Genomic DNA, 22,190 nt, shown 5'->3' on the forward strand with positions numbered 1-22,190 from the left:
AAGAATAGTGTTATAATTTGTGGCTCAGAAACGCCTGCGGGCGTTTCTGAGCCACTTTTTCACAGAAGGGGTCGTAAAGACAAGCTGCATCTGCCGCACCGCTTCCTGCGGAAGCGCGGTGCGGAAAGTAGAAAGTCATGCTGGCAGCGCGACTGTTTCCGCAGGAAACAAGCGCTGACCTGCCATTTATCTCTACGACCCCACTCGTGAAAATGGAATACCGGAGCGTCCGCAGACGCTCCGGTATTCCGAAATTAATAATAATTTTTCCGCTGAAAATGGCTAGAGCGCAAGCGGAAGCCATTTAAAATCGTTTTGTAGTACGGTGCTTATCAGGCCTTCTCAGAGGGCTTGCTCAGGTCTACGCTGCGGATGATCTTGCGCACCGGCAGGATGCTCTTGGCGTTCATGGACAGTTCGTCCACGCCCATGCGCAGGAAAGTCTCGGTCAGGGCGGTGTCAGCGCCCAGTTCGCCGCAGATGCCCACCCAGATGCCGTGGCGGTGACCGGCTTCAATGGTCATCTTGATGGCGCGCAGCACGGCGGGGTGATGGGGGTTGAAGAAAGGCTCCAGCTTTGCGTTCTGGCGGTCCAGTGCACAGGTGTACTGGGTCAGGTCGTTGGTGCCGATGGAGAAGAAGTCGCACTCGGCGGCCAGCTCGTCCGCGATGAGCACGGCGGCGGGGGTCTCGATCATGGTGCCCACTTCAATGTTCTGTCCCATCTTGACGCCCTCGGCGGTCAGCTCGGCGCGGCACTCTTCCAGAACAGCCTTGGCGTCCTGCAGTTCCCGCAGGCTGGTGATCATGGGGAACATGATGCTCATGTTGCCGTAGGCGGAAGCCCGCAGCAGCGCGCGCAGCTGGGTCTTGAAGAAGTCCTTGCGGGTCAGGCAGATGCGGATGGCGCGGTAGCCCAGTGCGGGGTTATCCTCGTGGTCCAGCTTCATGTAATCCACGGTCTTGTCTGCGCCGATATCACAGGTGCGCACCACCACCTTGCGGGGTGCAAGGCTTTCCACCACCTGCTTGTAAGCCTCGAACTGGTAGTCCTCGGTGGGGAAGTCCTTGCAGTTCAGGTAAACGAACTCGGTGCGGAACAGACCCACGCCGCCGGCGTCGTTCTGCTGCACTGCACCCACGTCGCCCATGCCGCCGATGTTGGCGAACACGTTGATGGTCTTGCCGTCCAGCGTGGTGTTGGGCTTGCCCTTCAGCTCCTGCAGCAGAGCCTGCTTTTTCTGGTCCTCCTGCTGGCGCTTTTTCAGGCTCTTGAGCAGGTCGGGGGTGGGGTCCACATACACACAGGCATTGTAGCCGTCCACCACAGCCATCTTGCCGTCCCAGTCCTCCTGAATGTCCTTGCACTGGATCAGGGCGGGGATGTTCATGCTGCGTGCCAGAATGGCGGTGTGGCTGTTGGAGCTGCCCTCGCGGGTGATAAAGCCCAGCAGCAGGCTCTTGTCCATGCGCACGGTCTCGGAGGGAGCCAGATCCTCGGCTACCAGAATGCTGGGCTCGGTGCCCTGCAGGGAAGCGTTGTCCACCCCCTGCAGAATGTCCAGCATGGCCTGCGCAATGTCCAGCACATCGGCGCTGCGGGCCTGCAGATACGGGTCGTCCATGGCGGCAAACACCGCAGCCTGATTGTTGCCGGCGGTCTTGACGGCGTACTCGGCGCACATCTTCTGCCCGTTGATGATCTCCTTGATGGCATCCACAAAGTCGTCGTCATCCAGCATCATGGCGTGGATGTTGAACACCTCGGCGATGTCCTCGCCGGCTTCTGCCAGTGCCTTTTCGTACAGGGCGGTCTGCTGCTCAATGGCCTTCTGGCGGGCAGCTTCAAAACGCTCCAGTTCTGCGGCGGTATCTGCCACAGGAGCGGTGGAAATCGCGGTATCTTTTTTCTTGTAGATCTTCAGCTTGCCAATGGCGATGCCATTGAGTACGCTTTTGCCGGTGCCTACCTGCATAGCACGTTCTCCTTCCACTTACAGCCGGGGCATACAGCGCCCGGCGTTTTGTCAAAAAAAGCCCCCGCAGTTTTCCCGCGAGGGCTCGGCTTTTACGTCGCGGCTCAGACGTTCTCGCTCAGGAACTTCTGGATGGCCTCTGCGGCTGCTTCTTCATCATCGCCTTCGACCTTGATGGTCACGGTCTCGCCCTGCTTGACGCCCATGCCCATCAGAGCCATCAGCTTGCGCATATCGCAGCTCTTGCCGTCCTTCTCGAGGGTAGCGGTGCTTGCAAAGCCCTTCACGGTCTTGACCAGCAGACCGGCGGGACGGGCATGGATGCCGCAGGCATCCTTAACAGTGTACTGAAATTCCTTCATAATCATTTTCTCCTTACTTGATCCCTCTGCCCGGACTGCACATTCAGCCCCGGAGCATGGCTTTGCCAATGGGGATTGGTATACTACTATTATAAACCCGTCCCGGTATTTTTGCACCGTTTCATATTGCCGATTTTTACAAGAAAATTTTGTTACATTTGAACATACGGATGCTACAAAAATCCGTGTTTTGTCTAATTTTTGTCGAATCGTTTGTAAAAACTAGGCAGTTTGTGCAACTGCTGGACAAGAGCTTAAAAAAGGTCGTTTTTCCCCCGAATACCGTCCCTATTCCACGGGGTACCCTTCTGCGTCCAGCGGCAGCTCGGTGTAGGGCGCTGCCTGCGGGGCGGCTTCGGGCGCTGTCTCCGGCTCGCCGGAGGTCTGCTGTGCGGTGCTGTCGGTCAGCTGCTCATCGTGCCGCTCGCCCCAGTCGCCGCTGTAATCCTCGCCGGAGGTCTGCTTTGCCAGCTCGTTCTGGGCGTCCTGCAGCCCCAGCACCGTGCCGGAGGGCTTTTCCAGCAGATACGCGCCCACGGCTTTCTTTTTGTACACCAGCAGCACCCCGTAGCGGCTGGTCTCGCCGCTGCTTGCCGCCGGGAGCAGCGCCGACCATTTTTCCACCGTTTTGCCCTTGTAGCGGGCAAGGTCCATGCCGCTTTGCTGCACCACCCCGTTGAAAGCGGAAAAGCTGTCGTCCCACCTGCGGGGAATTTTGACCTTATCCGCCGTGATGGACGCGCCGTCCACCTCCAGCCCGTAGCCGGTGAACCATGTCTGGATGTCCTGCGCACTCTCGATACGGTTCACCGGGGCGGCTACTGCCACCGTCCGGGTACTGATGAACCGCCCCAGCATGGCGCTGAACACCACCAGTGCGCAGCACGCTGCCCCTGCTCCCAGTTTTTTCAGGCTCGTCTTGCTCAGTGTTACCACAAACATATCCCCATGCCTCCCCGCCATTTGCGCTTGCATAACTCTGTCACCAGCTTATGCGGAAAAACAGAGGAGTATGCCCTGTTTTTGCGGCAGGGGGACGATTTAGAATGTGCTCCGCTGAGCTCTGCACATCATCAGCGGAATAATTATTTTAAATTTCGCGTTTGTCGCGCTCTGCGGAGCGCTCCAAACGCATTTTCACGAGTGGGGTCGTAAAGACAAGCGGCAGATGTTTACCGATTTGTCCCTCCCTGTGAAAAAGGGTTTCAGGAAAGTCCGCAGACTTTCCTGAAACCCAAAATAAAAAATATTCTTTCCGCTGAATATGGCCAAAGCGCACGCGGCGGCCATTTAAAATTGTCCCACGGCAAGAAAAAAGCCGCTGCACAGGGCGTGTGCAGCAGCTTTTGGGTTGTTACCCGATATAGCTGATATTGGCGTCCAGCTCGCCGCTGTAACCGTTGATGCGGGCTTTCTCGGTGCCCTGCCACAGATCGCAGCTGATGGGGCTGGAGGAGACGCCGTAGTGGGCGTTCCAGATGGTGTAGCGGCTGCGCAGGGTGTTGTAGTCCACCCGCTTGCGGTACCATGTGGTGGAAGCGTACACGCCGGGCTTGTAGCCCAGTTCCTTTACCCGCTCGCAGAAGGCGATGGCGCACTTGGTGCGGTCCTCAACGCCCAGACCGTCAGCGCGGCCGGTGCCGCCCGGAGCGGTGGAAGCCTCGGTGTCGTAGAAAATGGGGTAGTCCAGCATCCGGCCGTTCAGCGCCCAGTTGCAGCCCTCGGCCTCCTCCTGCGCTTCGGCCTCGTTTACGGCCTGCGTAAAGAAATACACGCCCACCTTCAGTCCCGCGTTGCGGGCATTGGTGAAGTGCTCTTCGAACATGGGGTCCTTGACCAGGTTTCCCGCAGCGCCGTAGCCCCGGTAGCCGATGCGGATGATGACGAAGCTCACGCCGGATTTTTTGATCTTGTTCCAGTCCAGCCCGGACTGATACTTGGACACGTCGATGCCAAAGGTCACGTTGTCCTGCTTTACGCCGTTGGCGTCAAAATAATATAGCTTGCCGTCAATGGAGCGCAGACCGGTGACCTTTTTGTTGGTGTCCTGCGCGTAGTAGTAGGTTTTGCCGTTCTCGGTGCGCCAGCCGGAGTAGGCGGGTTCTTCTTCCTTGTCTTTGGTGCCGAACAGCCAGTTGAACAGCCACCGGAAAAAGCCGTTTTCATCGGTCAGGTCGATGCACTGTGCTTCGGCATCCTCCAGCGCGCCGGAATCCAGTGCCTGCTGGATCTGCTCCGGGGTCAGCAGCACGCTGCCCTCCGGGGTGTGCTGGCTGGCGGTATCGTTCTGGGTGGTGCCGTCCGCTGCGGGAGCCTGCGGGTCCTGTGCGGCCAGCTCCGGGGTCTCCTCCAGCAGCATGGCGGGGGCGTTCTCCTCTTCCAGTGCGGTATCCTCAGCGGGCTGTGCCGGGGCTTCCGGTGCTTCTGCGGTTTCTTCCGGTTCAGACGGGGCGGTTTCAGTGGTTTCCGGCTTTTCCGTCTGTTCCGGGGCGGGCGCAGTCTGCTGCGGCTGTGCGGCGCTTTCTGCTGCCGGCTCCGGGGCGGCGGTCACTGTGCTCTCCGCTTCCGGGGCAGGGTCAGCCGCTGCCGGGCTGCTTGCCTGCGGTACCTCGGCGGTGATGTGGGGCACGACTGCGCCCACGGTCAAAGTCTCCGGCTGTGCAGACAGCAGGGTCGCTGCCCCTGCGCCGCCCACAGCCAGAACCAGCGCCATGGTCAGCGCTGCAACGGCTGCCGCCGCTTTGCGGCGGGCTGTGCCGGATCGGTCAAATCGTTTTTTCATCTGTTGTCTCTGCCTCCGAATCTCCCGGTGGTGCAGCGTAGCGCTGCCCGGGTCTTTGCCCCCTTGCCCGGGGCGGGCCTGCTTTTATTCCACGCCGCCCATGGATTCAGGATAAAAAGGACGGCGGATGATAACTTTACGCTTCCTTTAGTATACACCCGCACGCGGGGAGCAGTCAACGGCACAGCGGGCTTCTACACAAATTCTCCACCGGGGCAGTGTGTCGGAAAATGTTCCAAATGGAATACGTTCCGGCGGGGCAGAACATTGCACAAAGCCGAAATTTCACATTTTTTCCAGCAACCCCTTGCTGTCTTGACAGGTGTATGGTATGATACAGGGCATACGTTCGTAACTTTAACGATCTGTTTTGGATAGAAAGGCAAGTTTTATGTCGAAGCTGAAAGAATTTTTGGCGCGGAAGGATATCGTCATCTCTCCGCAGCGTTACCTCATTGACGCGCTGGGCGCAATGGCACAGGGCCTGTTCGCCAGCCTGCTGATCGGCACCATCATCAAGACGGTGGGTCAGCAGACCGGTCTTGCCCTGCTGGTGGATCTGGGCGGCTATGCTACGGCCATGAGCGGCCCCGCCATGGCCTGCGCCATCGGCTGGGCACTGCATTGCCCGCCGCTGGTGCTGTTCAGCCTGATCACCGTGGGCTACTCGGCCAATGCGCTGGGCGGCGCAGGCGGCCCGCTGGCCGTGCTCATCATTGCCATTGTGGCAGCAGAGCTGGGCAAGGCGGTAAGCAAGGAGACCAAGGTGGACATCCTTGTCACCCCGCTGGTGACCATCTTTGCAGGTGTTGGGCTTTCCATGCTCATCGCCGCCCCCATCGGTGCAGCCGCAAGTCAGGTGGGCACCCTGATCATGTGGGCCACCGAGCAGGCTCCGCTGGTCATGGGCATTCTGGTGTCGGTCATCGTGGGCGTGGCGCTGACCCTGCCCATCTCCTCCGCTGCCATCTGCGCCGCACTGGGTCTGACCGGCCTTGCAGGCGGCGCTGCCGTGGCAGGCTGCTGCGCCCAGATGGTGGGCTTTGCCGTGATGAGCTACAAGGAGAACGGCGTGGGCGGCCTTGTCAGTCAGGGTCTGGGCACCAGTATGCTGCAGATGGGCAACATCATCAAGAACCCCCGCATTTGGATCGCCCCCACGCTGGCCAGTGCCATCACCGGCCCGCTGGCTACCTGCCTGTTCCACTTTGAGATGAACGGCGCGGCGGTGTCCTCCGGCATGGGCACCTGCGGTCTGGTGGGTCAGATCGGCGTTTACACCGGTTGGGTCAGCGACATTGCCGCCGGTACCAAGGCCGCCATCACCCCCATGGACTGGGTTGCCATGGTGCTGCTGTGCTTTGTGCTGCCCGCCGTGCTCAGCGTGGTGTTCTGCGCGGTGGAGCGCAAGCTGGGCTGGATCAAGGAAGGCGATTTGAAGCTGAACTAAATATTGATAGGAAAACCACCGGAGCATCTGCGGATGCTCCGGTGGTTTATTTCTCTCTCTAACCCCATGAAAAAATACACTCAGATTGCATAAAATGCGCATATATTTAAAAATATTTGCATAAAGATACAGATTAAACCAAAAGAAAAGCGAAACGGGCGCTATGTTTGGCAGTTTTTAGCATTGACGGAAAACCCGCGCTGCGTATAATAAAAGCATCAACCGCAAACGAAAGACAGAGGATGCGAAGGGAAATGCGCATCAGAGAACAAAAGTGTATTTTTATTAAAAGGAGCGCGTTTATCATGAAAAAGGAAAACATCAAAAAAGTCGTGCTGGCTTACTCCGGCGGTCTGGATACCTCCATCATCATTCCCTGGCTGAAGGAAAACTACAACAACTGCGAGGTCGTTGCTGTTTCCGGTGACGTGGGTCAGGGCACCGAGCTGGACGGTCTGGAAGAAAAGGCCAAGGCTACCGGCGCATCCAAGCTGTATGTGCTGGACCTGAAGAAGGACTTTGTGGAGAACTACATCTTCCCCACCCTGAAGTTCGGCGCGAAGTACGAGGACTACCTGCTGGGCACCAGCTTTGCACGTCCGTGCATCGCCAAAGCACTGGCAGACATCGCCATCAAGGAGGGCGCAGATGCCATCTGCCATGGCTGCACCGGTAAGGGCAACGATCAGGTGCGTTTTGAGCTGACCCTCAAGGCACTGTGCCCGGATATGGCCATCATCGCTCCGTGGCGTGAGTGGGACATCGAGAGCCGTGACGAGGAGATCGACTACGCCGAGGCGCACAACATCCCCCTGAAGATCAACCGTGAGACCAACTACTCCAAGGACAAGAACCTGTGGCATCTGAGCCACGAGGGTCTGGATCTGGAGAACCCCGCCAACGAGCCCCAGTACAATAAGCCCGGCTTTCTGGAGCTGGGTGTCAGCCCCGAGCAGGCACCCGATGTTCCAACCTATGTGACCATTCACTTTGAAAAGGGCATCCCCACTGCCGTGGACGGCAAGGAGATGGGCGCTGTGGAGCTGGTGGAGTACCTGAACCAGCTGGGCGGTGCAAACGGCATCGGTCTGCTGGACATCGTGGAGAACCGTCTGGTGGGCATGAAGAGCCGCGGCGTGTACGAGACCCCCGGCGGCGCCATCCTGTACAAGGCCATCGACGTGCTGGAGACCATCACGCTGGATAAGGAGAGCGCTCACTTCAAGGCACAGCTGGCACAGAAGTACGCCGATATCGTGTACAACGGCCAGTGGTTCACCCCGCTGCGCGAGGCACTGGATGCCTTTGCCGACAGCCTTGAGAAGACTGTGACCGGCGATGTCAAGCTGAAGCTCTACAAGGGCAACATGATCAACGCCGGCGTCACCTCTCCGTACACCCTGTACGACGAGCAGACCGCTTCTTTCGGCGTCGATAAGGATTACGACCAGTCCGATGCCACCGGCTTCATCAACCTGTTCGGCCTGTCCATCAAGGAGCGCGCAAAGTTGTCCAAGAACTGGCCGGAGGTCAAGTAATCGCAACATTTTCGACCGTGTGTGTTTTCACACTTTCACACGCGGGTTCTCACACCGGCATCGTTGCCGGCGGCACCGCCGCAGGAGCGTTTTCCCCTGCGGCGGCTTTGCCGTTTTTAGCCGTTTTTATTTATAAGATAAACATCCTCGCCCTCTCAGGCCGCTTCGCGTCCAGATTCCCCCTTTTGTCGCTGCGCGACATCTTCCCCCGGAGCGGGGGAAGTCTTTCCTCAAAGGGAGAGCCTCTGGCGAAACCGGAAACTTTGCGTGGACTGCCAAGGCCTCTCACTTTGGGAGAGGTGGCATTGCGCAAGCAATGACGGAGAGGGCGAGCCGCCTATCAGAAAAGGAAGAAAATTATGGCAGAACAACTCTGGAAGGGTCGGTTTTCCAAGGCAGTGGACAGCCGCGTCAACGACTTCAACTCCTCCATCCGCTTCGATCAGCGGATGATCGCGCAGGATATGCGCGGCAGCGGCGTCCATGCCGCCATGCTGGCACGGCAGGGCATCATCTCGGAGCAGGACTGTGCAGACATCCTCAGCGGTCTGGCTTCCATCGCGGACGACCTGTCCAGCGGTGCGCTGACCATCGACCCCGCCGCCGAGGATGTGCACACCTTTGTGGAGCAGACCCTGACCGCCCGCATCGGGGATGCGGGCAAGCGGCTGCACACCGGCCGCAGCCGCAACGATCAGGTGGCGCTGGATATCCGCCTGACTTTGCGGGATTACAGCAAGACCCTGCAGGCGTACATCGTGGAGCTGGTGCGGGTGCTGTGCAAAAAGGCAGCGGAGAATACCGCCGCCGTCATGCCCGGCTATACCCACCTGCAGCGCGCCCAGCCCATCACCTTCGGTCATGCGCTGATGGCCTACGCTTCCATGCTGCTGCGCGACCTTGACCGCTTTGCGGACGCCACCGCCCGCATGGACAGCCAGTGTCCGCTGGGCTCGGGTGCGCTGGCAGGCACCACCTACCCGCTGGATCGGGATTTCACCGCCGAAAAGCTGGGCTTTGCCGCCCCCTGCGCCAACAGTCTGGACGGCGTGTCCGACCGTGATTTCTGCATCGAGCTGGCAAGCGCCATCTCCATCTGCATGATGCACCTGTCCCGCCTTTCGGAGGAGATCATCCTGTGGTGCAGCTGGGAGTTCAAGTTCATTGAGCTGGACGATGCCTTTACCACCGGTTCGTCCATCATGCCCCAGAAGAAGAACCCGGATGTCACGGAGCTGATCCGCGGCAAGACCGGCCGCGTGTACGGCGACCTGAACACCCTGCTGGTGATGATGAAGGGCCTGCCGCTGGCCTACAACAAGGATATGCAGGAGGACAAGGAAGCCATCTTTGATGCAGTGGATACCTTGGAACTCTGTCTCAAGACCATCACCCCCATGCTGGATACCATGAAGACCCTGCCCGCCAATATGCGCCGTGCCGCCGCAAAGGGCTTTATCAACGCCACCGACTGCGCCGACTACCTGACCAAGAAGGGGATGCCCTTCCGGGATGCCTACAAACTGACCGGCTGCATGGTGTCGGATTGCATTGCCGCCGACAAAACGCTGGAAGAGCTGACCCTGACCCAGTTCCAGAGCTACAGCCCGCTGTTCGGGGCCGATATCTATGATGCCATCGACCTTGTGCACTGCTGCGAGGGACGCACCAGCTACGGCGGGCCCAGCGCCGCCAGCGTCCAGCGCCAGATCGCGCTGGCAACGGCGCGGCTGGACGCATGGGAGGAGGAAAACGCATGAAGGTAAAGGTGTTTATTGATGGCTCTTCCGGCACCACCGGCCTGCGCATTGCCGACCGTCTGGCAACCCGCCCGGAGATCGAGCTGCTGTCCATCTCCGCCGAAGGGCGCAAGGACGTGCACGAGCGGGCAAAGGTCATCAATTCTGCCGACCTTGCCTTCCTCTGCCTGCCGGATGCAGCTTCTAAAGAAGTCATGCCCCTGCTGCGCCCGGACGTGAAGGTGCTGGACACCTCCACCGCCTTCCGCACCGATGCCGCATGGGACTACGGCTTCCCGGAGCTGAAGGGACAGAAGGAAAAAATTCAGAACTCTTACCGCGTGGCGGTGCCCGGCTGCTATGCCAGCGGCTTTATCAGCATTGCCCGCCCGCTGGTGGAGCTGGGGCTGGTGGCAAAGGACTACCCCTTCAGCTGCACCGGCATCTCCGGCTACTCCGGCGGTGGCAAAAAGATGATCGCGGACTACGAAAGCCCCGACCGCCCGGCGCACAGCAAGCTGGATGCGCCCAAGAGCTACGGCCTGAGCCTTGGCCACAAGCACCTGCCGGAGATGCAGAAGATCAGCGGCCTTGCGCACACGCCGATGTTCGTGCCGGTGGTGTGCGACTACTACTGCGGGATGCAGGTGCTGGTGCCGTTGGATCTTGGCCTTGCGGGCACCACTGCCGAAGCCGTAGCTGCCGCCCTTGCGGACTACTACAAGGACGCTGCCACCGTCAAGGTGCACGGCCTGAACGAGCCGCTGCCGGAAAACGGCCTGTACTCCAATGCCATGGCGGGCACCGACCGCATGGAGCTGTACCTGACCGTGAACGCCGCCGGAGATCAGATGATGCTGGTCTCGCTGTTTGATAATCTGGGCAAAGGCTCCTCCGGTGCCGCCGTCCAGTGCATGAACCTGATGCTGGGTCTGGAAGAGACAAAAGGGTTGGAATAAACTTGTTTTTCTTTGTGGGAAAGGAAAATCGTTATGCAGTATAAGGAAGTTGCGGGCGGCATCTGCGCGCCCAAGGGTTTTGCCGCCGCCGGTGTCCATTGCGGCATCCGGGCAAATCACAGCGAAAAATACGATCTGGCGCTGATCAAGGCCGAGGTGCGCTGCGCTGCTGCGGGCGTGTACACCACCAACAAGGTCTGCGGTGCGCCCATCAAGGTGGACCGTGCCCATCTGGCCGATGGCTATGCACAGGCCATTGTGGTAAACAGCGGCAACGCCAACACCTGCGCCGCCAACGGCGTGGCACTGGCCGAGGAGTGCTGTGCACTGGTGGGCAAGGCGCTGAACATTGACGAAAAGGACGTTCTGCCCGCCTCCACCGGCGTCATCGGTCAGCCCATGGTCATCGACCCCTTTGCCCGGGGAATCCCGGCGGCGGCAGAAAAGCTGGCTGCCACCGCGCAGGGCAGCACGGACGCCGCCACTGCCATCATGACCACCGACACCCATAAAAAGGAGTACGCCATCCAGTTCGAGCTGGGCGGCAAGGTGTGCACCGTGGGTGCCATCGGCAAGGGCAGTGGCATGATCGCCCCCAACATGGCTACCATGCTGGCGTTCTACACCACCGATGCCGCCGTCTCGCCCGCGCTGCTGGAAAAGGCGCTCAAGACCGTTGTGCCCGGCACCTATAACCAGATGAGCGTGGATCTGGACACCTCCACCAACGATACCCTGATCATTATGGCGTCCGGTCTTGCGGGCAACCCGGAGATCTGCGAGGAGAACGCGGACTACGCCGCCTTTGTGGCAGCGCTGACCGCCATTGCAGAGCATATGTGCGCCGAGCACGCCGGAGACGGCGAGGGTGCCACCCACCTGATCACCTGCGAGGTGACCCACGCGCCCGACCTGAAAACCGCCCGCGCCGTCAGCCGCAGCGTGGTCTGCTCCAACCTGTTCAAGGCGGCGGTCTTTGGCCGCGATGCCAACTGGGGACGCATCCTGTGCGCCATCGGCTACACCCCCGGGGACTTCTCCATTGATAAAGTCTGCGTCTGGCTTTCCAGCAAGGCGGGCGAGGTGTATGTGTGCGAGAACGCCGCCTACCACCCTTACAGCGAGGACGAAGCCGCCAAGGTGCTGGCTGAGCACGATATTCTGGTCAAGGTGGATATGGGCACCGGCGATGCAAGCGCCAAGGCATGGGGCTGTGACCTGACCTACGACTATGTGAAGATCAACGGCGATTACAGAACCTGACAGGAGCGCGAAACAGATGAAAAACGAAGAAATGGCGCGGCTTTTTTCGGAAGCCACCCCTTATATCCAGAAATACCATGGCAGAACCATGGTCATCAAATACGGCGGCAACGCCATGATCAACGAGAGCTTGAAAAACGCCGTGATGAACGACCTTGTCACCCTGACGCTGCTGGGCGTGCGGGTGGTGCTGGTGCACGGCGGCGGCCCCGCCATCAACGAGATGCTGAAAAAGGTGGGCGTGGAGAGCCACTTTGCAAACGGTCTGCGGGTGACGGACGATGCCACCATGGAGATCGTGCAGCAGGTGCTGGCCGGTAAGGTGAACAAGGACCTTGTGGCAAAGCTGCGCGGGCGCGGCGTGGGTCTGTGCGGCATGGACGGACAGATGCTCCGCTGCACCGAGCTGGACCCCCAGCTGGGTCATGTGGGCGAGATCGTCCATGTGGACGCCACCCTGATCGAAAGCCTGCTGGACGGCGGCTTTATCCCGGTCATCGCCACCGTGGGCATGGATGACCTTGGGCAGGCGTACAACGTCAACGCGGACACCGCCGCGGCGCAGATCGCCATTGCCCTCAAGGCCGAAAAGCTGGTGTCCATGACCGATATCGCGGGTCTGCTGCGGGATAAGGAGGACGAGACTACCCTCATCCCCGAGGTGGAAGTGACCGAGATCGAGGGCTACAAGTCCGCCGGCATCATTGCGGGCGGCATGATCCCCAAGATCGGCGGCATGGCGGATGCCATCTATCAGGGCGTGCACGAAGCAGTCATCATTGATGGCCGCGTGCCGCACTCCATCCTGCTGGAACTGTTCTCCGACCGCGGCTCCGGTACCCGCTTCTACCGCCGCAGCCACCGCGAATAAAAAGATTGCGCAATCGCCGGCGGAAAGTTATAATAAAGGCAATGAGCCCGCTCCGCTGCTGCGCGGCGGTTGGCATAATGCTGATGCTTTTATTTTAGCGGGCTCGCCCTCTCCGTCTTTGCTACGCAAATCCACCTCTCCCAAAGGGAGAGGCCTTGGCAAAGAGATGAAGTTTGCATGGACTGCCAAGGGCTCCCACTTTGGGGGAGCTGGCATCGCGCAGCGATGACTGAGAGGGCGAGGACGTTGCCCGTGTGCAGCAATGTTCCGAGCGTCAGCCGCAAGGCTTTGCGCAAGAACTCCATGTTACAGGAGGTACACCTATGGATTCTGAAAAAGTCATCAAGCGGGACAACGAGTACGTCCTGCACACCTATAACCGCAGCCCCGTCGTGCTGGAAAAAGGGCACGGGCTGTACGCCGAGGGCCCTGAGGGACAGAAGTATCTGGACTTCACCAGCGGCATCGGGGTAAACAGCCTTGGCTACTGCGACCTTGCTTGGGCAGAAGCCGTGTCCCAGCAGGCACACAAGCTGCAGCACACCTCCAACCTCTACTATACCGCACCCTGCGGCAAGCTGGCCAAAAAGCTGTGCAAGCGCACCGGCATGAGTAAGGTGTTCTTCGGCAACTCCGGTGCCGAAGCCAACGAGGGCGCTATCAAGGCCGCCCGCAAGTACAGCGTGGATCATTACGGCAAGGACCGCTACAATGTCATCACGCTGGTCAACAGCTTCCATGGCCGCACCCTTGCCACCCTGACCGCCACCGGGCAGGAGGTGTTCCACAACTACTTCGGCCCCTTCAACGAGGGCTTCCAGTACGTCCCGGCGGGGGATATCGAAGCGCTGCGGGAACTGGTGGACCGCCACACCTGCGCCGTGATGATGGAACTCATTCAGGGCGAGGGCGGCGTGATGGCGCTGGACCCGGAGTATGTGCAGGCCGTGCGCGCTTTGTGCGACGAAAAAGACCTTGTGCTCATCGTGGACGAAGTGCAGACCGGCGTAGGCCGCACTGGCACCTTCCTGTGCTGTGAGCACTATAACCTCAAGCCGGACATCGTCACCCTTGCCAAGGGGCTGGGCGGCGGCTTGCCCATCGGCGCGGTGCTGATGAATGAAAAGGTAGCCGAGGGCATGGGCCCCGGTACCCACGGCTCTACCTTCGGCGGCAATCCGGTGGTATGCGCCGGAGCCAACGTGGTGGTGGATCGTCTGGACCAGAGCTTCCTTGCACAGGTCAGCGAGCGCGCCGTACAGCTGCGCACCGGCTTGGCAAAGCTGCCCCACGTCAAGAACATTTCCGGCATCGGCCTGATGGTGGGCATCGAGTTCTTTGACGTGCAGGCTGCGGATGTGCTGGCTGCCTGCCGCGAAAAAGGCTTGCTGGTGCTTACCGCCAAGACCCGGCTGCGTCTGCTGCCGCCGCTGACCGTCTCCGAGCACGAGGTAGACATGGCGCTGGAGGTGTTGGCCGAGGTGTTGGGCACGATGGAGCCGACCGCTCCGAAGGAGCAGGCATGAAAAATCTGCTGAAAATGAGCGACCTTTCCCCTGCCGAGCTGACCCACATTCTGGATGTGGCAGACCGGCTGAAAGCGGACTGCAAGGCAGGCCGCACCGAGCCGCTGCTGGCGGGCAAAAGCGTGGCGCTGCTGTTCTCCAAGGCATCCACCCGCACCCGCACCAGCTTTGAGGTGGGCGTGTACCAGATGGGTGGCCTTGGCAACTACATGAACACCGCCGAGCTGCAGGCCGGGCGCGGCGAGCCTTTGCGGGACACCGCCCGGGTGCTGGGGCGCTACTACGACTGCGCCGTCTGGCGCACCTACCGCCAGCGGGATTTGGAAGAGCTGGCGGAGCTTTCCGGCATTCCGGTGATCAACGGCCTTACCGACTACGCCCACCCCTGTCAGGTGCTGGCTGACCTGATGACCATCCGGGAGCGCCGGGGCACGCTGGCAGGGCTGAAACTCTGCTTTGTGGGCGATGGCAGCAACATGGCAAACAGCCTGATCGTGGGCGGCCTGCTGGCGGGGATGCAGGTATCCTGCGTCTGTCCCCCGGGCTACCGCCCGGCAGCGGATGTGCTGATGTTTGCCCAAAAATACGGCAATGCCTTCCACCTGACCACCGACCCCGCCGAAGGCTTGCGGGATGCGGACATTGTAGCCACCGCCGCGTGGAACACCACCGCCCCCGGCACGGCTGAAAGCGAGCAGCGTCTGCGGGATTTTGTGGGCTTCCAGCTCACCGGCCGTCTGCTGGAAAACGCAAAGCCGGGCGCGCTGGTGCTGCACTGTCTGCCCGCCCACCGGGGCGAGGAGATCTCCACCGCCCTGTTCGAGCAGCACGCGGACGAGATCTTTGACGAAGCGGAGAACCGTCTGCACGTCCAGAAAGCCGTGCTGGCGGTGCTGCTGGCGGGCAAATAAGCGGAAATTATACTTTATTATTGCAGTTCCGAAACGCCTGCGGGCGTTTCGGAACTGCTTTTTTACGGAAGAGGTGGTTTGCTTGAACTCCCCCAGTCGCCTACGGCGACAGCCCCCTCTGGGATGGGGCCTTTGGCATGGTGGCACAGTTTCCGGCTCAAGTGCAAAGTTTCCGGCTGCGCCAGAGGCTCCCTCCCCGAGGGAGCTGGCAAAACCGTCAGGTTTTGACTGAGGGAGTTAAGCCCCCGTATGGTGATTTTGCCCATATTTTTGTACCAAATTTTGGCAGATGCGGCGGGCGAAAATGCTTTATTTCCATAAACTTTAGTGTTATACTCAACTTGGCCTTTTGTCCGTTCCGGTTGTTCTGTTTGGGAGGACAGCCGGGCAAATCGATCAACAAAGGAGAGGATATCATGAAAAAACGCATCGTGAGCATGATACTGGCGCTCAGTATGGTGCTCTCCATCCTCCCGGTATCTGCATTTGCAGATGCAGGGACGTCTGCTGCGGCAGCAGAGACGACAGCTGCCGGTACGAACGAGGAAACAACAAATCCCGTCGTTACGATCGAGATCGGCGCGGACGGTCTGCCCGAAGAGCAGTCCGGCACCGGCTGGAGCTACGACAGCTCCAACAACTGGCTGGCCATCACCGGCGTTGAAAATGCAAAGACAGAGTACATTCTGGACGGCGAGTACAACTGGAATGTGGCCATCACAAATTCCGGCAATGAAGTATATCTGCTGGACGGCGTGGTCAAGGGCCAGCTTTGGGTCGGCAACCGGAATGCCTGTGTTCTGGGCGGCAGATACGCCGAAGCAGTGCTGGAAAACGGCACCATTGACGGCGGCACCTACGGTAAGCTGACCGAGAACGGCGGCAGCGTCAAGGGCGGCTACTTCAAGGATATTTCCGGCCTGCAGTCCGCTACGCAGCAGCAGGCACACAAGCTGATCCTGCCGGAGGGCTGCACCCTGAACGGCCAGCCGGTGACCGGGGATGTGTATATGCTCAAGCGGTACAGCGATCACAGCCTGAAGCTGGAGGTGCAGTACGCCCCCGGCTGCGTTGCATGGGCGGCAGCAATCGGTGGTATGTCCGACATCACCTCCCTGCCTGTAGGTATCAGCAACTACCCATTGAACGGCTATGGCACGGTTTCCATCAGTGCTACAACGATCTCTGCCGAGGTCAGTATGTTCCCGCCGCTTTCAGAGAGCAACGCACCCATAGCACTGACCCCGATCCCGTCTATGGACAAGGAACTGAGTTTTACCGATAAGGGTACGCCCGATGTGAACGGTGTGCCCTGTGTGTACAGTCTGGACGAGGGCATGGATCAGTTCTGCAAATACTATGGCAAGGGCTGGACTTATACCTGCTACCCCAATGTCGCCAGTGCGACCGGACAACTGAAGCTTGGGGATCAGGGCGGTAATGTGATCAATTTCAGCCATCTGAGCGCAGTGCCCATCAACTGCTATATCGAGCTTTCGAATGCTACCGTGACCGGCGGCATCATCCGTCAGGCTAACTTCAAAAATGTCACGATCGAGGGCAGCACCTTTGATTACCTCTACTGCGCGGGCAAGTGCACCATTTCCAATGTAGTGGCCCAGAGCTTCAGCTTTGACAGGTTTGGCGACCTTGCCATTTCCGACACCGTTCTGTGCAAGCTGTCTGACAACGGCATAGAGAATGCGCTTGCCGTTGGCCAGAAGCTCAGCAAGCTGACCGTGCGCAACGGCGGTGTGACTGCGATCAACGGCAGAGACCTGCCCAGTTCTGTCAATACCCTCTATCTGGTGGGCAATGCCAGCGCAGAGCTTACCCTGAACACCGATGTATACAGCATCAACGATGCAGCGGCCAACAGTTACAATGAACAGACCTATGCCGAGGGCAGTGTACTGCATATCACCGGCAACAACGATGGCAAGGAGATTCTGGTAAATCAGGCTGGCGATGCCAGCAACCTCAAGCCCCTGCGCATTACCGAAGAAGGTAAGCCCGACCTGACCGAGGTGACCCCGCATTACGTGAGCCAGGATGGTGTGACCGGCAATGTCTATGAGGGCCTTGGCTGGCAATACCTTGTGGCCTCCGGTGTGGTCGAGGATGGTTATGAAACGATGTCGGTGCTTGTCCTTACCAGCCCCGATGGCAGCCCGGTGGATCTGACCTCGGATACCATCAACCCCTATCATAAGGCCGTTGCATCCGATCAGATCGTGCTGGAGGATGTGACGGTTGCTGGTATTCAGGCTGGCGCGCCTGTTACCGCCCAGAACGCCATTATTAAGGGCGGCACTTTCCAGAAGACTGTTAACATGGATGAAAACAGCATTATCGCAGGCGGCAGCTTCCAGCAGGAGGTCAGCGCTAACGGCAGCATCACCGGCGGTACCTTCCAGCAGAATGTTAGGGCTAGTGGCGAGATCACCGATGGTCAGTTCGACGCGGAGGTCACTTTGGGCTATAACGGCACCATCACCGGCGGTACCTTCCAGAAGAATGTTAAGGCTAGTGGCACCATCACCGGCGGTCAGTTCAACGCAGCTGTCCAGTTGGATAGTAGTAGCGCCCAGATCCTCGGCGGCGTGTTCAACAATATCAAGCTGCCCGACTATTATACATCGGATGGAACGGTCATCCAGAATGCCGTGATCACCGGCAGCCTGATGGCGAATACTTACAGCAAGGCTGCTGTTTCCAATACGGTGAGCTTTAGCCCCATCGAAAGTCAGCACCGTGCTTATGGTCAGCAGCTGAGCAAGCTGATCGTTGCAGACGGCACGGTGGAAAGCGTAAACGGCGTGACGAAGAAGACCACGGAGCTTTACCGTATCGGCGATGTCGAGATGAATATCACCTTCAGCAAGCCGGTCGAGAACATCAACGGTGCTGCGGTCAGCGATTATACCGGCGCACAGCTTTCCGCAGACGGCAAGACCCTGACCCTGACCGCCTTGAATGACGGCAATCCCATTGTGGTGAACAAGGCCGAAGGAAAGCTGCCCTTCTCTGCCCTGGGCGCGGGAGACTTTACCACTGATGAAACGCCGGAGGGTACAAAGGTTACCTGCTATCAGGAGGGCGTGGGCAAGCTGAGACTTGTCTATGTGCGCACCTACGATGATAAGGAGTTTACCAGCATCCCCGCTAACGAGCCCGGCATCTATAAAAAGCGCGTTGTAGCCGAAGAGGGCGAAAAGTACACGAGCGGTTGGGTCGATATCGGCGAAACCGTGATCAAGTATACCCCGGCTCTCACTGACTTCGAATGGGATGTTAAGACCGGCACGGTGGACTATAACGGCGAGCACTATTTCGGCGAGGAACTCCCGCCGGCTGAACTTGTGTACATCGTCGGAAACCACTATTACTATTTTGTGCCTACCGAGGTGGGTACCTACGAGGTCCACCTTATGGTGAACCGTAACTACGACAGCAACTACTATGAGCATAGCGATTACACGTTGGAGGATTACACCGTCCGCTACACGCCCGTAGCCGCAAACTTTACCTACGATGCTGCGCAGAACACGGTGACCTACAATGGCAAAAAGTACAACGATGCCGACCCGGATATGACCCTGCTGTACGGCACCAACCGCAGCGATGCCACCGCGACTGTCCCCACCACCCCCGGCAGCTACAATGTGTACGTTCAGGTGACGGCGGACGAGAACTATAACGCGACCATTACCGAAAAGGTGGGCACTTACGTTGTGTCCAATCCGACCCCCGATCCCGACCCGGATCCGAATCCTACTCCCGACCCGGATCCGAATCCGAATCCTACTCCCGACCCGGATCCGAATCCGAATCCTACTCCCGACCCGGATCCGAATCCGACTCCCGATCCCGACCCGGATCCGAATCCTACTCCCACTCCCGACCCGGATCCCAATCCTACTCCCACTCCCGACCCGGATCCGACTCCTACTCCGACCCCGACTCCCGATCCTGAGCCGACTCCCACTCCCACTCCCGCACCCGCACCCAGCGATGACGGCGGCGGCGCTATCGTGATGGTAGCCGCTGTGGGCGGCGCAGCCGTTGGCGTAGGCGTTTACATTGCAGGCACCGCCGCCTACCTGAAGAGCGTTCTGCCCGAGGGTGTGGCGATCCCCGCTAACCGTCAGCAGCTGGCTGTTGCACTGTGGACTGCCGCAGGCAAGCCCGCTACCCAGAGCACGGCACTGTTCAACGATGTGGCAGCCGATGCCGCAGAGCTGCAGGCCATCCGCTGGGCAGTGGATACCGGCCTGATGTCTGCACAGGACGGCAGCTTCAAGCCCGGCAGCCGCGTAAGCCGCTTGGAGGTCATCCGCACTTGGAAGACCTATCAGCAGCGCGGCTGAGCCCGCTGACCCGTAACCCCTTATAACCCCGCAGGGACTGCTGCACAGCGCTGTGCAGCAGTCCCTTTTTGCGTTGGCTGGCGTTTTGCGCCGCGATGCCGCCCGGTAAAAGGCATTTCGAGCCATTATTGGGGATTTCGTGCAAAAGCACTCCACTTTTTCTGCCGTCGGTGGTATAATGCAGGGACAGAGATGTACTCTGAAAGCACGTCATTCCCATATTTTCCTATAGAGACAGAAAACCGTCCGGTAACCGCAAGCCGGGCGGTTTTCTGCCTTTTGCGGGTGCGTCCGGCTGCTTTTGCGCCGCCGGGTCGTTTCAACGCATTTGCGGGTCGATTCGTGCCGAAAATCGTCCAAAACGGGCAAATCGTGGTACACTAAGCATGACACAGAACCTCCCTTCCTGATAGGGGCTAAAGGCATCATTACGCCCCGTCAAGCGTGTGACCGGAGCATCGGTCATCCGCGTCCGTGCCCGGCTGAAAAAGCCGCGCCCGGCAAAACATAACAATTGCCATCTCCCGATCGATCCTTTCCAATAAGCACAGCAGAGCCGCCCGGCAACTACCGGACGGCTCTGCTGCGTTATAGGGGAACTCCCTCAGTCAAAGCCTGACGGCTTTGCCAGCTCTCCCCGCAAGCGTCCTCGCCCTCTCAGGCGCTAACGCGCCAGCTCTCCCAAAGGGAGAGCCTCTGGCGAAACCGGTCACTTGGCACTTGAGCCGGAAGCTTTACCGCCATGCCAAGGCCTCTCCCTTTGGGAGAGGTGGATGCGAACGTAGTGAGCAGACGGAGAGGGCGAGGTTGCTTCTCCGCAGCGCCGCCGCTTCCGCAGGAAGCAGGCGCTGCAAATGCCGCTTGCCATTACGACCCCACCCGTGAAAATGGGATAGCGGAGCGTCCGCAGACGCTCCGCTATCCCAAAATCAAAAATAATTCTTCCGCTGAATATGCCCAAAGCAGCGCGGAGGGCATTTTCAATCGTTCTCCACCCCGGGACACCCGGCGGCGCGCCATGCGGCGCACAGCACCTCTTTTTCCGCCTTGGAAAGCTTTTTCAGGGCGGCTTCCCGCCGCAAAGCGGCGCTCCTGTCCGCGCAGTGCTCCAGATAGGCAAACCCTACCGCGCCGTGGGCGCGGGTGTAGCGTGCCCCTTTGCCGCTCTGGTGCGCTTTCAGCCGGGCGGCGGGGTGGTTCGTCCAACCGGTGTACAGCTGCCCGCCGGTGCAGCGCACCATGTAGACGTAGGCGGCGTCAGGCAAGGCGGCCATTGTTCTTTAGCACCTGACGGCAGGCGGCAAGGGCGGTCTCCTTGTCCTTGGCGGTGATCAGGAAGCGGCTGGCGTGGCAGAAGCTGATGCCCGGGATGCCGCTCTTCTGCTCGATGACCTCCTGCGGCTGCCCCGCCCACGACTGCGGGAACGGCAGCTTGGACTTTTTGGTCTTGTGGTCGGTGACGCACTGGGCGCTCCACCCGCCGCGCTGGCTGGGGTACACCACAAACAGGGCGTCGGTCTTGTACAAGCCATTTTTCCACGGCAGATAGCAGGGCAGCACCACGATGCCGTCGCGGGAGTTGCGGTACGCCTGCTGCACTTTTTCGTCCGCACGGTTCACGGCGTTGGCGCTGTCGATCTGGTTTTCCAGTATCTGCTTTGCCACGGCCACCGCCTTGAAAAAGCAGCTGTCCTGATCTTCTTTGGAGTCCCACACCGGGTTAAAAAAGCCGATGGCATCGCACAGGCTGTTCTGCTCGCCGGTGTTGTCATTCAGGTCCAGCGGCTGGATAAAGTTTTCGTCAATGAGCCGCGCCTGCCGCTCGCCCACAAGGCCGGGGCCCAGCACCCGCCACAGCAGGCCAAAGGCCGCATAGGGCACGCCGTTGGCGCGGTACTCCCGGGGCTCCTGATGGTGGTCGAACATCCCAAAGCCGATATCATACACGATGCCGTCAAAATCATCAGGCACGGTAAAGCCCCGGGTGATCTTGATATCCGGGCGCAGGATCTGCAGCAGCGCCGTAGCAAACACGTCATCGGCATGGAACTTGCCGGCGTGGGTAAAACCGTTTGCGGGAATTTTCATGGACTTGATACCTCGTTCTTCTAGTTTCATCTGGTATCAGTATAGCACAATCCCGCCCGTGGGACAACAAAAAGGAACGGCAGCACCGCCGTTCCTTTTGCGTAGGACGATTGAAAATGGCTTCCGCTGTGCTCTAGCCATGTTTAGCGGAAATATGATTTAAAGATTCGCGTTTGTCGCGCTCTGCGGAGCGCTCCAAACGCATTTTCACAGGAGGGGTCGTAACCGAAAACTGCATTTAATATCCTTTCTCCGTGAAAATGGGATAGCGGAGCGTCCGCAGAACTTGTCGGGGCAAAGCCCCTCCATCTGCTAACGCAGACCGCTCTGCCGCTTAAAAGCCCCACTGGGGCTT

Annotated in this window: 15 protein-coding genes; 9 read left to right on the forward strand and 6 right to left on the reverse strand. The window is 59.4% G+C overall.

Going from position 1 to position 22,190, the window contains the following annotated elements; all coding sequences use genetic code 11:
- Positions 1-332 precede the first annotated feature (332 nt).
- The 4 genes from ptsP to C4N24_RS10580 all read right to left on the reverse strand — a co-directional run bounded on the left by ptsP (position 333) and on the right by C4N24_RS10580 (position 5,120).
- A complete protein-coding gene (ptsP, locus tag C4N24_RS10565) occupies positions 333-1,976 on the reverse strand; it encodes a phosphoenolpyruvate--protein phosphotransferase (protein ID WP_112091378.1) in 1,644 nt (547 codons plus the stop codon).
- Positions 1,977-2,080: 104 nt separating this feature from the next.
- Positions 2,081-2,344 carry an HPr family phosphocarrier protein gene (locus tag C4N24_RS10570; protein WP_112091379.1) on the reverse strand — a complete coding sequence of 88 codons (264 nt, stop codon included), beginning with the start codon at positions 2,342-2,344 and terminating at the stop codon, positions 2,081-2,083.
- Positions 2,345-2,626: 282 nt separating this feature from the next.
- Positions 2,627-3,280, reverse strand: coding sequence for a DUF4830 domain-containing protein (locus tag C4N24_RS10575; RefSeq protein ID WP_112091380.1), 654 nt, complete (start codon positions 3,278-3,280; stop codon positions 2,627-2,629).
- A 412-nt stretch (positions 3,281-3,692) separates the two neighbouring features.
- A complete protein-coding gene (locus C4N24_RS10580) occupies positions 3,693-5,120 on the reverse strand; it encodes a GH25 family lysozyme (protein WP_112091381.1) in 1,428 nt (475 codons plus the stop codon).
- Positions 5,121-5,511: 391 nt separating this feature from the next.
- On the opposite strand from C4N24_RS10580, the gene C4N24_RS10585 reads away from it, so the two are divergent.
- From C4N24_RS10585 to C4N24_RS15370, 9 genes are all read left to right on the forward strand, one after another.
- Positions 5,512-6,570, forward strand: coding sequence for a PTS transporter subunit IIC (locus tag C4N24_RS10585; RefSeq protein WP_112091382.1), 1,059 nt, complete (start codon positions 5,512-5,514; stop codon positions 6,568-6,570).
- A gap of 305 nt (positions 6,571-6,875) precedes the next feature.
- Positions 6,876-8,108, forward strand: a complete 1,233-nt coding sequence (locus C4N24_RS10590) for an argininosuccinate synthase (RefSeq protein ID WP_112091383.1) — start codon at positions 6,876-6,878, stop codon at positions 8,106-8,108.
- 359 nt (positions 8,109-8,467) lie between these two features.
- Positions 8,468-9,868 (forward strand): argininosuccinate lyase, encoded by a 1,401-nt coding sequence (gene argH / locus C4N24_RS10595; RefSeq protein ID WP_112091384.1) that lies wholly within the window; start codon positions 8,468-8,470, stop codon positions 9,866-9,868.
- Complete coding sequence (argC, locus tag C4N24_RS10600) at positions 9,865-10,806, forward strand: N-acetyl-gamma-glutamyl-phosphate reductase (protein WP_112091385.1); 942 nt, start codon at positions 9,865-9,867, stop codon at positions 10,804-10,806. Before argH ends, argC begins: the two co-directional genes overlap by 4 nt.
- A 33-nt stretch (positions 10,807-10,839) precedes the next feature.
- Positions 10,840-12,069 (forward strand): bifunctional glutamate N-acetyltransferase/amino-acid acetyltransferase ArgJ, encoded by a 1,230-nt coding sequence (argJ, locus tag C4N24_RS10605; RefSeq protein WP_112091386.1) that lies wholly within the window; start codon positions 10,840-10,842, stop codon positions 12,067-12,069.
- Positions 12,070-12,085: 16 nt separating this feature from the next.
- Positions 12,086-12,940: an acetylglutamate kinase gene (gene argB, locus C4N24_RS10610; protein WP_055186682.1), complete on the forward strand. Its 855-nt coding sequence runs from the start codon at positions 12,086-12,088 to the stop codon at positions 12,938-12,940.
- 323 nt (positions 12,941-13,263) lie between these two features.
- Complete coding sequence (locus C4N24_RS10620; protein WP_112091388.1) at positions 13,264-14,466, forward strand: aspartate aminotransferase family protein; 1,203 nt, start codon at positions 13,264-13,266, stop codon at positions 14,464-14,466.
- Positions 14,463-15,377 (forward strand): ornithine carbamoyltransferase, encoded by a 915-nt coding sequence (gene argF, locus C4N24_RS10625; protein WP_112091389.1) that lies wholly within the window; start codon positions 14,463-14,465, stop codon positions 15,375-15,377. Before C4N24_RS10620 ends, argF begins: the two co-directional genes overlap by 4 nt.
- 416 nt (positions 15,378-15,793) lie before the next feature.
- The gene (locus C4N24_RS15370) at positions 15,794-19,747 is read left to right on the forward strand and encodes an S-layer homology domain-containing protein (protein WP_181573080.1); all 3,954 of its coding nucleotides are present in this window, start codon (positions 15,794-15,796) and stop codon (positions 19,745-19,747) included.
- A gap of 980 nt (positions 19,748-20,727) precedes the next feature.
- Here the strand turns inward: C4N24_RS15370 and C4N24_RS10640 are convergent.
- Both C4N24_RS10640 and C4N24_RS10645 read right to left on the reverse strand, forming a co-directional pair.
- Complete coding sequence (locus C4N24_RS10640; protein ID WP_112091391.1) at positions 20,728-21,021, reverse strand: GIY-YIG nuclease family protein; 294 nt, start codon at positions 21,019-21,021, stop codon at positions 20,728-20,730.
- On the reverse strand, positions 21,005-21,835 hold the full coding sequence (locus tag C4N24_RS10645; protein WP_005925370.1) for an MYG1 family protein: 831 nt from the start codon (positions 21,833-21,835) through the stop codon (positions 21,005-21,007). The genes C4N24_RS10640 and C4N24_RS10645 overlap by 17 nt, the downstream gene beginning before the upstream one ends.
- Positions 21,836-22,190 lie beyond the last annotated feature (355 nt).

Source organism: Faecalibacterium prausnitzii, assembly GCF_003287405.1.
In the GTDB taxonomy this organism is placed as follows: Bacteria; Bacillota; Clostridia; order Oscillospirales; family Ruminococcaceae; genus Faecalibacterium; species Faecalibacterium intestinale.

Excerpts from the sequence above, each read along its gene's own strand:
- argJ (WP_112091386.1), top strand. The coding sequence starts at position 10,840 with ATGCAGTATAAGGAAGTTGCGGGCGGCATCTGCGCGCCCAAGGGTTTT.
- C4N24_RS10575 (WP_112091380.1), bottom strand. The coding sequence starts at position 3,280 with ATGTTTGTGGTAACACTGAGCAAGACGAGCCTGAAAAAACTGGGAGCA.
- C4N24_RS10645 (WP_005925370.1), bottom strand. The coding sequence starts at position 21,835 with ATGAAAATTCCCGCAAACGGTTTTACCCACGCCGGCAAGTTCCATGCC.
- C4N24_RS15370 (WP_181573080.1), top strand. The coding sequence starts at position 15,794 with ATGAAAAAACGCATCGTGAGCATGATACTGGCGCTCAGTATGGTGCTC.
- C4N24_RS10585 (WP_112091382.1), top strand. The coding sequence starts at position 5,512 with ATGTCGAAGCTGAAAGAATTTTTGGCGCGGAAGGATATCGTCATCTCT.
- argC (WP_112091385.1), top strand. The coding sequence starts at position 9,865 with ATGAAGGTAAAGGTGTTTATTGATGGCTCTTCCGGCACCACCGGCCTG.
- C4N24_RS10590 (WP_112091383.1), top strand. The coding sequence starts at position 6,876 with ATGAAAAAGGAAAACATCAAAAAAGTCGTGCTGGCTTACTCCGGCGGT.
- C4N24_RS10640 (WP_112091391.1), bottom strand. The coding sequence starts at position 21,021 with ATGGCCGCCTTGCCTGACGCCGCCTACGTCTACATGGTGCGCTGCACC.
- argH (WP_112091384.1), top strand. The coding sequence starts at position 8,468 with ATGGCAGAACAACTCTGGAAGGGTCGGTTTTCCAAGGCAGTGGACAGC.
- C4N24_RS10580 (WP_112091381.1), bottom strand. The coding sequence starts at position 5,120 with ATGAAAAAACGATTTGACCGATCCGGCACAGCCCGCCGCAAAGCGGCG.
- argB (WP_055186682.1), top strand. The coding sequence starts at position 12,086 with ATGAAAAACGAAGAAATGGCGCGGCTTTTTTCGGAAGCCACCCCTTAT.
- ptsP (WP_112091378.1), bottom strand. The coding sequence starts at position 1,976 with ATGCAGGTAGGCACCGGCAAAAGCGTACTCAATGGCATCGCCATTGGC.
- C4N24_RS10620 (WP_112091388.1), top strand. The coding sequence starts at position 13,264 with ATGGATTCTGAAAAAGTCATCAAGCGGGACAACGAGTACGTCCTGCAC.
- C4N24_RS10570 (WP_112091379.1), bottom strand. The coding sequence starts at position 2,344 with ATGATTATGAAGGAATTTCAGTACACTGTTAAGGATGCCTGCGGCATC.
- argF (WP_112091389.1), top strand. The coding sequence starts at position 14,463 with ATGAAAAATCTGCTGAAAATGAGCGACCTTTCCCCTGCCGAGCTGACC.